7 protein-coding genes are annotated in these 8,118 nt (G+C 72.1%); 3 read left to right on the top strand and 4 right to left on the bottom strand.

From position 1 onward, the window contains the following. Nucleotides 1–182: 182 nt before the first annotated feature. Nucleotides 183–2,168: an AarF/UbiB family protein gene (locus tag Q1K57_RS00805; protein ID WP_300077787.1), complete on the top strand. Its 1,986-nt coding sequence runs from the start codon at nt 183–185 to the stop codon at nt 2,166–2,168. 5 nt (nt 2,169–2,173) lie between these two features. Here the strand turns inward: Q1K57_RS00805 and Q1K57_RS00800 are convergent, their stop codons facing one another. Beyond that, a complete protein-coding gene (locus Q1K57_RS00800) occupies nt 2,174–2,749 on the bottom strand; it encodes a TetR/AcrR family transcriptional regulator (RefSeq protein WP_300077784.1) in 576 nt (191 codons plus the stop codon). A 93-nt stretch (nt 2,750–2,842) separates the two neighbouring features. Here Q1K57_RS00800 and Q1K57_RS00795 point away from each other — a divergent pair, with 93 nt between their 5' ends. Further along, entirely contained in the window at nt 2,843–4,435 is a 1,593-nt protein-coding gene (locus Q1K57_RS00795; RefSeq protein WP_300077781.1) for an MFS transporter, read from the top strand. 11 nt (nt 4,436–4,446) lie between these two features. Here the strand turns inward: Q1K57_RS00795 and Q1K57_RS00790 are convergent, their stop codons facing one another. Further along, on the bottom strand, nt 4,447–5,376 hold the full coding sequence (locus Q1K57_RS00790) for a phosphotransferase (RefSeq protein ID WP_300077778.1): 930 nt from the start codon (nt 5,374–5,376) through the stop codon (nt 4,447–4,449). 207 nt (nt 5,377–5,583) lie between these two features. Here Q1K57_RS00790 and Q1K57_RS00785 point away from each other — a divergent pair, with 207 nt between their 5' ends. Further along, nucleotides 5,584–6,198, top strand: a complete 615-nt coding sequence (locus Q1K57_RS00785) for a TetR/AcrR family transcriptional regulator (protein WP_300077775.1) — start codon at nt 5,584–5,586, stop codon at nt 6,196–6,198. Here Q1K57_RS00785 and Q1K57_RS00780 read toward each other — a convergent pair whose 3' ends face one another. Together Q1K57_RS00780 and Q1K57_RS00775 are read right to left on the bottom strand one after the other, a co-directional pair. Further along, nucleotides 6,199–6,849 (bottom strand): response regulator transcription factor, encoded by a 651-nt coding sequence (locus tag Q1K57_RS00780; RefSeq protein WP_300077772.1) that lies wholly within the window; start codon nt 6,847–6,849, stop codon nt 6,199–6,201. It lies immediately after the preceding gene. After that, nucleotides 6,846–8,051, bottom strand: coding sequence for a histidine kinase (locus tag Q1K57_RS00775; RefSeq protein ID WP_300077769.1), 1,206 nt, complete (start codon nt 8,049–8,051; stop codon nt 6,846–6,848). The genes Q1K57_RS00780 and Q1K57_RS00775 overlap by 4 nt, the downstream gene beginning before the upstream one ends. Between the last annotated feature and the right edge of the window lie 67 nt (nt 8,052–8,118).

Genomic DNA, 8,118 nt, shown 5'->3' with positions numbered 1-8,118 from the left:
GGCGTCCGGCTCGCCGGTGGCCGTCGCGTCCTACCTCGTGGGGCGCGGGTTCTTCCAGCGAAGGCTCGAGGCGTCGGGGGGAGACGTGGTGGCCCAGCCGCTGGGAGCGCACCCACGCCTGGTCGACGTGGTCGTCGAGCGGTACCGCACCGCAGCCGAGGGGTGCCGGTAGCCTCGCGGTCATGGACTGGCTGAGGTTCCTCGCGAGCCTGGTGGACATTGCGATCTGGACCGGCCTCTTCGCCGTTGTCACCTGGCTCGTCGCCCAGACGGCGCGGCGGGTGCTCGGCGTCCGGATCGGCTGGCCGCGGACCGTCCTGGTCTGCGGGCTGAGCATCCTCGTGCTCATCGGCGTGGCAGGCGCGGTGATCGACTCTCTCCCCGCCGACAACGGGGTGAGCGCCAATCTCGGCGCGATGGCGCTGCTCGGGGTGATGACGCTGTGGGCGTTCGCCCTGTCGGCGACCCTCTTGCTGGTGCTCGAGATCGTCGTGCCCACTGGAGCGTTGCCGTCGCTGCGGGGCCTCGTGCTCGGCCGATCGCGCCGCCGGGCCCGAGCGCGGCGCTACCGCGAGATCGTCGCCGTCGCCGCCCGGCACGGACTGAGCGCGCCGCTGCGCGGTCTACGACAGCCGCGGCTCGACCTCGACGAGCTGGCCATCGCACTGCGCAAAGCGTTGCAGGAAGCGGGAGTCACCGCCATCAAGCTCGGCCAGATGCTCTCGACCCGGGCCGACCTGCTGCCCGAACCGTTCGTGCGGGAGCTGTCGCACCTCACCAACCGGGCGGAACCGGAGGCATGGGAGGGCGTCCGCCAGGTCCTCGAGGAGGATCTGGGGCGCCCGGCCGGGGACGTGTTCGCCAGTGTGGAGGTGGAACCGCTGGCCTCGGCGTCCGTTGCGCAGGTGCACGCGGCGACGTTGATCGACGGGCGTCAGGTGGTGGTCAAGGTGCAGCGTCCGGGGGCGCTGGCGCAGGTGGCGCAGGATCTCGGCATCCTCGAACAGGTCGCCCGCACGCTCGCCCACAACACCTCGTGGGCGCGAACGATCGGGCTTCGCGCCCTCGTGCGCGGCTTCGCCCAGTCGCTCGACGAAGAGCTCGACTACCGCGTCGAGATCGACAACATGGCGGCGGTGCGGGCGGCGCTGGCCGGTCGCGAGGTCCGCGTGCCCTGGACCGCCGACGAGCTGTGCAGCAAGCGTGTCATCGTCATGGAGCGGTTCACGGGAACCCCGGTCGCGCAGGCGTCCGGGCTGATCGCCGGCCTCGACCCGGCCGTACGCACCGCCTCGGCGCAGCGGTTGCTCCATGCCGTGCTCACCCAGATCATCAGCGACGGGGTGTTCCACGCCGACCTGCACGCCGGCAACGTGGTCATCTGGCCCGACGGGTCGGTCGGGCTGCTCGACTTCGGCTCCGTCGGACGGCTGGACGCCGTGTCGCGGCGCACCCTCGGTGTGCTCCTGTGGGCCGTCGACGCCGACGATCCCGTCGCCGCGACCGACGCCGTCCTCGACCTCCTCGACCGCCCCGAGGGGCTCCACGAGCGCGAACTGCAACGGTCCATCGGCATCCTGATCACGCGCTTTCGCGGGGGGTTGGGCACCGGGGGATCGCTCAAGGTGTTCTCGGAACTGCTCACGCTCGTGATCCGGCACGGGTTCAACGTGCCCCCCTCGATCGCGACGGCCCTGCGTTCCCTCGGAGCCCTCGAGGGGACGTTGCACCTCATCGACCCCGGCCTCGACCTCATGGACGCCGCCCGGAACGCCGGCCGGGAGGTGATCGGGGACATCACGCCCGACCGGGTCAAGGCCGAACTCACCCAGCGCGCGATGCACCTGCTGCCCCTGCTGGAGCAGCTTCCGCGCCGCATCAACAAGATCAGCGACGATCTGGAGAGTGGCCGCCTCACCGCCCATGTGCGGATGATCAGCCACCCCGAAGACCGCTCCTTCGTGCGCGGACTCGTGCAACAACTCGTGATTGCCCTGCTCGCGGCGGCGGGCATCCTCGGCGGCACGGTGCTCGCCGTCGCCCAGGGCAGCCCGCAGGTGCTTCCGGGGATCGGGGTGAGCCAGCTCATCGGGTCGTTGCTCGCGTTCGCCGGGTTCGTCCTCGCGCTCCGCGCTGTGGCGCTGGTGTTCGGGCGCGATCTTCGCTGAGGCGATCAGGGGCGCACGGCCCGGGCGATGAAGGTGCAGGTGACGTCGGCCACCTCGCTCAGATCGGCACCGTGCTCCACGAGTTGGGACGCCGCCTGCAGGCTCCCTGCGGCGAGGGCGGCGGTCGTGCCCACTTCGGATGCGCCGAGGGCGTCGACGATGGCAGCCAAGGGGGCCATGAGGCGCTGGTGGCACTCGCGCACCGCGGCACGGCACTCGGCCGGCGCGCCGGCGAGGGCCGCGGGCCGGGCCGGAGCGTGGCCGTCGCGGGCGAGCTGGAGGGTCGTGGTGACGTAGGCCCGCAGGCGTTCCTCAGGATCGTCCCCGGCGGCAGACAGGGCGGCGTCCATCTCGGCCTCGGCGCGTCGGAACAGCTCCATGACGGCCGCCGCGATGAGTTCGGCCGTGGAGCCGTGGTACTGGTACACGCTCGTGCGCGCGATGCCGGAGCGCTTGGCGACGGCGGCGGGCGTGACGGCGTCGTCGCCCTCGTTCACGAGCAGGTCGACCGTGGCCGAGAGTATCGCGCGCTCCTTGCGCGCCCGGTGTTCGGCGACGGTGGGGGCATCGATCCTGGGCATCTGCGACCTCCTTCGGTTGCCACCCTATCACTTGCCGACACGGTGTCGACATGTTACCGTCACTGTGTCAGAAACATCGGAGACAGGATTCCTATGAACCTCCACGCCCACCCCAACCGGTGGCTCGCCCTCGCCGCCGTCGCCCTGGGCACCTCGCTCGTCATCATGGACGCCACCATCGCCAACGTCGCCCTCCCCGTCGTGATCGGTGACCTCGGCCTCACCGCCACGGACGCCGAGTGGATGAACGCCGTCTACTCGCTCGTCTTCGCATCGCTCATGCTGACCTCCGGACGCCTCGGCGACCTCTACGGCCGCAAGACCATGTTCCTCGGCGGCGTCGCGCTGTTCGGCCTGTCGTCCCTTGTGGTGGGCTCGGCACCCGCCGCGGCCGTGCTCATCGGGGCGCGGCTGGTGCAGGGCATCGGCGCCGCGATGGTCCTCCCGGCCACCCTGTCGTCCATCAACGCGCTCTTCACCGGCCGCGAGCGCGCCATCTCCTTCGCCGTCTACGGGTCCACGATCGGCGGCATGGCCGCCGTCGGCCCCCTGCTCGGCGGCTGGCTCGCCACCGACGTCTCCTGGCGGTGGGCCTTCTGGCTCAACATCCCCTTCGGCCTGATCGCGCTCGTCCTCGCCTGGCGCTTCCTCCCAGAGACCCGAGACCCGCACCTGCGCCGGGGCATCGACATCCCCGGCACCCTGCTCGCCACCCTCGGCCTCGGCGCCCTCGTGTTTGGCCTCATCGAGGCCACCTCCTACGGCTGGTGGACCCAGGCCGACGGCTCGGCGTCCCCCGTGCCCTTCGCCCTCGCCGGTGGGCTCGTGCTGCTGGCGGTCTTCACGGGGGTCGAGCGGCGCCGGGAGGCCGCGGACAAGGTGGTGCTCGCGCACCTGGGCCTGTTCGCGATCCCGACCTTCCGCTACGGCTCGATCGCCGCGCTCGTCGTGGCGCTGGGCGAGTTCGGGCTGCTGTTCACCCTCCCGCTCGTGTTGCAGGGCGCGATGGGCTACGACGCGCTCGGCACCGGATGGCTCATCCTGTCGCTGGCGGTGGGGACGTTCCTGGCCTCGGGCGTGGTGCCGCAGGTGACAAGGCGTCTCGGGCAGCGAGCGGTCGTGCGGACCGGCCTCGGCATGGAGGCGGTCGCCGTCGGCGCCCTCGCCTGGCTGCTGCCCGCGCCGGCCTGGCAGCTGGCGGCCTGCCTGTTCCTCTACGGCGCCGGCGTCGGCTTCGCCACCGCCCAACTGACGAGCGTGATCCTCGTCGACGTGCCGCGCAAACTGTCGGGCGAGGCGTCCGGCCTGCAGACGACCGTCCGGCAGATCGGGTCGGCCCTCGGCGTCGCGCTGCTCGGCGGGCTGCTCATCTCGACGCTCACCACGGGCACCGACCAGCGCCTGGCCGACGCCGGTGTCCCCGACGTGGCTCGGACGCGCATCGTCGACGCCGTCCACTCCTCGGTCGGCGCTGCCATCCCCGGTCTGGCGGAGGCCGGGCCGCAGTTCGCCCAGGCCGCGACGCTGGCGTCCGACGCCATGATCGAAGCCGCCCGGATCACGACCGGCGTCGCCGCGATCGTGCTCGTCGTGGGGCTGCTGGCGACGCTCGCGCTGCCGCGCATCCGGCACCACGACGAGCCGGAGCCGCACGCCGAAGTCGCCCTTGAGCGCGCGGACCTGTGAGCTGGACGCCGCTACGCCAGCTCCGTGCCGCGCAGCCAGGCGGTGAGCCCGTCGGCCCACCGCCGTTGGAAGGCGCGCAGGGTGGGCAGGCCGGGCGGTGCGGGGGTCCGGGACCGATGGGTGAGGAACCCGGCCACCCAGGCGAGTGCGCCGACGAAGGCGGCGGGGTCGGCGTCCGTGTGGCCGGCGATGAGCCGGAGGTAGGCGTCCGTCTCGGCGGGGGTGCCGCCCTCGACGGCGAACTCACTGGTGAGGAGGACTGCGTCCAGCCAGCGGGCGCCGCGCAGCGCCCACGGCCAGTCGATGAAGACGACCTCGCCGTCGTCGCGCAGGAGGATGTTGTCGGCGCGGAGGTCCCAGTGGCAGAGGGTGTCGCCGTCGAGGGCGGCCAACGAACGCTCGACGCGTGCGGCGAGCTCATCGAGGCGGGCGGCGATCCAGGGATCGAGGTCGGCGGGCGGGGCGCCGGCGAGGCTGGCCCAGCCGTTGCCCATCCGGCGAGCCTGCTCGGACGCCGTGCGGAGGTCGGGCAGCGGGGCGGGGGTGAGGCGGTCGGCGAGGGCGAGCGTTGCGTCGAGGACGGGGGCGAATGTGGCCGCCGTCCAGGGGAGCACCGGATGGCGCGCTGGGACGTACTCCTCGACGAGGACGACCCAGCCGTCGAGCTCGAAGCCGTCGATCCAGCGGGGGACGGGGATGGTGTCGGGGAGCGCGGCCATCACCCGTGCCTCCGCGCGGTGGATGCCGGGGGAGTCGGGGTTCAGATCGGCATGGACGGCCTTCACGAACGCCACGGTGCCGTCGGCGGAGGTGACCTTGTCGGCCGTCCCGGGGGAGAACCCGCCGGGATGGCTGACGTGCTCGACGACGGGCGCGCCGAGCACCTCGTCGAGGCGCGCACGGACGGCGTCCGGGAGGTCGTCGACGGTGATCCTGGGCACGGGGTGAGTCAATCACACCGGGCCGTCAATCACACCGGGCCGACGGGGCGGCGTCCGGCCCGTGCACGAATCTGACAGAGGAAATCTGACATAGAGATTCGTGGCACGTGCCACGAATCCCTCTGTCAAAAACGTGCCAGCACCCGCGCGCAGGAACGTGACCTCTCCGCTCAGAAATGAGCCGACTCAGTCGCTATGCTCCCCGCCATGGCGGAACTGCCCACCCGGCTCGGTCGCCGGGAACGGAACAAGGCCGAGAAGCGCGACCGCATCGTCGGTGCCGCGACGACGCTCTTCACGGAACGCGGCTACGACAACACCACCACCCAGCAGGTCTCCGAGAAGGCCGATGTCGCGGAGGGCACGCTCTTCCGGTTTGCGGCCACCAAGTCGGAGCTCTTGTTGATGGTGGTGAACGCGAAGCTCCGGCCGGTCGTCGAGGAGGCCCCCGACACCGATCCCACCCTGCCCGTGGACGAGGCGGTCCTGCGGGCGTTCGACCCGCTCGTGCAGATCCTCGACCTGCAGCCGAACAATGCTGCACCCTTCCTGCGCGAGATCTACTTCGGTGCCGACGGCGACCACCGCCGCGAGACGATCGACCTCGTCCAGGAGCTGGAGCACAAGGTGGCAGCCATCATCGCCCCGCACCACGAGGCCTTCCCCGACGGCCTCACCCTGCAGGAGGCGTCCGAATGGGTGTTCTTCGCCCTCATCAGCGCCGTGCTCGACCAAGTCATCGACAACCCCACCACGACCGATCGCAACGACGCGCTTCGCAAGCGGGTCCGCGTGCTGCTGCGCGGGCTCAACGTCCTCTGACTAGGGCTGGGAGCCCGCGTCCCGCACGACCATGGCCGCCGACACCCGGTTGTCGACGCCGAGCTTGGTGAAGATCGTGCTCAGGTGGGCCTTGACGCTCGCCATGCTCACGCCGAGGCGGCTGCCGATCTGCGCGTTCGTCAGCCCGTCCGCCATGAGGGCCGCCACCTGCTTCTCGCGCTCGGTCAGCGCCGCGAACGCCCTGGCGGCCACCGGATCGGCCGCGCCGGCGGCGTCCGTGGCGACCGAGATGAGGGTGTGCGTGACCTCTGGCGAGAGGGCCGGCTCGCCGGCGTGCACCCGCCGGATCGCCTCCACCAGCCGCGCGGGTGCCGCGTCCTTGAGGAGGAACCCCTCGGCGCCCCGTTGAAGGGCGCGTACCACATAGTCGTCGGTGTTGAACGTGGTGAGCACGATGACCTTCGGACGCCGCCCGCGCGCGTTGAGCGCCTCGAGGGTCGCGAGGCCGTCCATGCCGGTCATGCGGATGTCGAGGAGGAGGACGTCGGCGTCCATCTCGTCGAGCCGCGCCAGCGCCTCGGCGCCGTCGGCGGCCTGCCAGGCGACGGTGATGTCGGCGTCCTCGGCCAGGATGAACCGCAGCCCGGTGCGGACCATCGCATCGTCGTCGACGATCCCAACCGAAATCATGCGGGCAGCTCCTGGGGGACGGTGCGGGTGATGGGCAGCGTGGCCTCGAGGACGAACCGCCCGCCCCGGACGCCGTGGCTCACGCTACCGCCCAGCAGCGCCACCCGCTCGGCCACGCCCACGAGGCCGAGGCGCGAGCCGGAGGTGTCGGCCGGGGCGAGATCGGCCAGCGGGTTGGTGACGCGCAGGTTCAGGACGCCGCCGGCGTGGGTCAAGCGCACGGTGACGGGGGAGCCGGGCGCGTGCTTGCGGGCGTTCGTGAGGGCCTCCTGGACGACGCGGAAAGCGTGCCGCGACACGCGGGCGGGCACGAGGGAGAGGTCGCCGTCGACGTCGAGCGTGACGCGCTGATCGGCGTCGGCCGCGTCGGCGACGAGCACGGCCACCTGGTCGAGGGTGGGTTGGGGGGCGGCGGGGGCGGCGTCCGGGCTGCGGAGGGTGGTGAGCATGGCGCGCAGTTCGTCGAGGGACGCCTGCGCGTTGGTCTGGATGAGGCGTGCCGCTTCGCGGGCCTGCTCGGGGTCGAGGGTGGTGCGGTAGGCGAGCGCGCCCGCATGGAGGGCTACGAGCGACAGGCGGTGGGCGATCGCGTCGTGCATCTCGCGGGCGATGAGCTCACGCTCGGCCAGGCGCGCCTCGGCGAGCCGGGCCTGTTCGGCCTCGTGGCGGGCCTGGGCGGCGTGGGCCCGCTGCTCACTGGCCTGCGCACGGGAACGCCGCAGCAGCCCGATCAGGGTCGCCACGACGACGCCCGCGGCGGTCACGCCGAACTCGACCTGCAGGGCGCTCACGGGGCCGTCGAGGCCCATGATGACGAAGGTGACGACCTTCGCGATCAGCGCCCCGACCGCGAACGCGGCCACGGAGAGGCGTCCGCCCACGCGACGGGCGTAGTGCTCCTGGGCCACGAAGACCGCCCCGACCGCGGCGGGGGAGAGCAACAGCAGGGTGATGCAGGCCCCCGCGATCCCACCGGGCTTCCGCTCGCGAAAGGCCAGCAGCACGATGGCGAGCAGGCCCCAGAGGGGCACGTGGAGGAGGAAGGGGGTGGCCGGGCGGTCCGGCAGAAGCAGGAACTGCACGAACGGGGTCATGTAGTAGAGCCAGAACAGCGCCGCGACGACCCAGGGCCACGGGCCGTCCCCCGTCCGGGCGGTGGTGTCCCGCTCGAGGGGGTCGATCGACGCGGCGTCCTGAGTCATGAGGCCCAGCCTAGGGAAGGTGGGCCCCGGCGGCGTCGGCCGGACGGAGGGTGCCGGGGGGTCCGAT

It is taken from the genome of Propioniciclava sp. (assembly GCF_029977985.1).
Classification (GTDB): domain Bacteria; phylum Actinomycetota; class Actinomycetes; order Propionibacteriales; family Propionibacteriaceae; genus Propioniciclava.
Note: the sequence above shows the minus strand (reverse complement) of the source record. Positions and strands in the feature narration are given on the sequence as shown.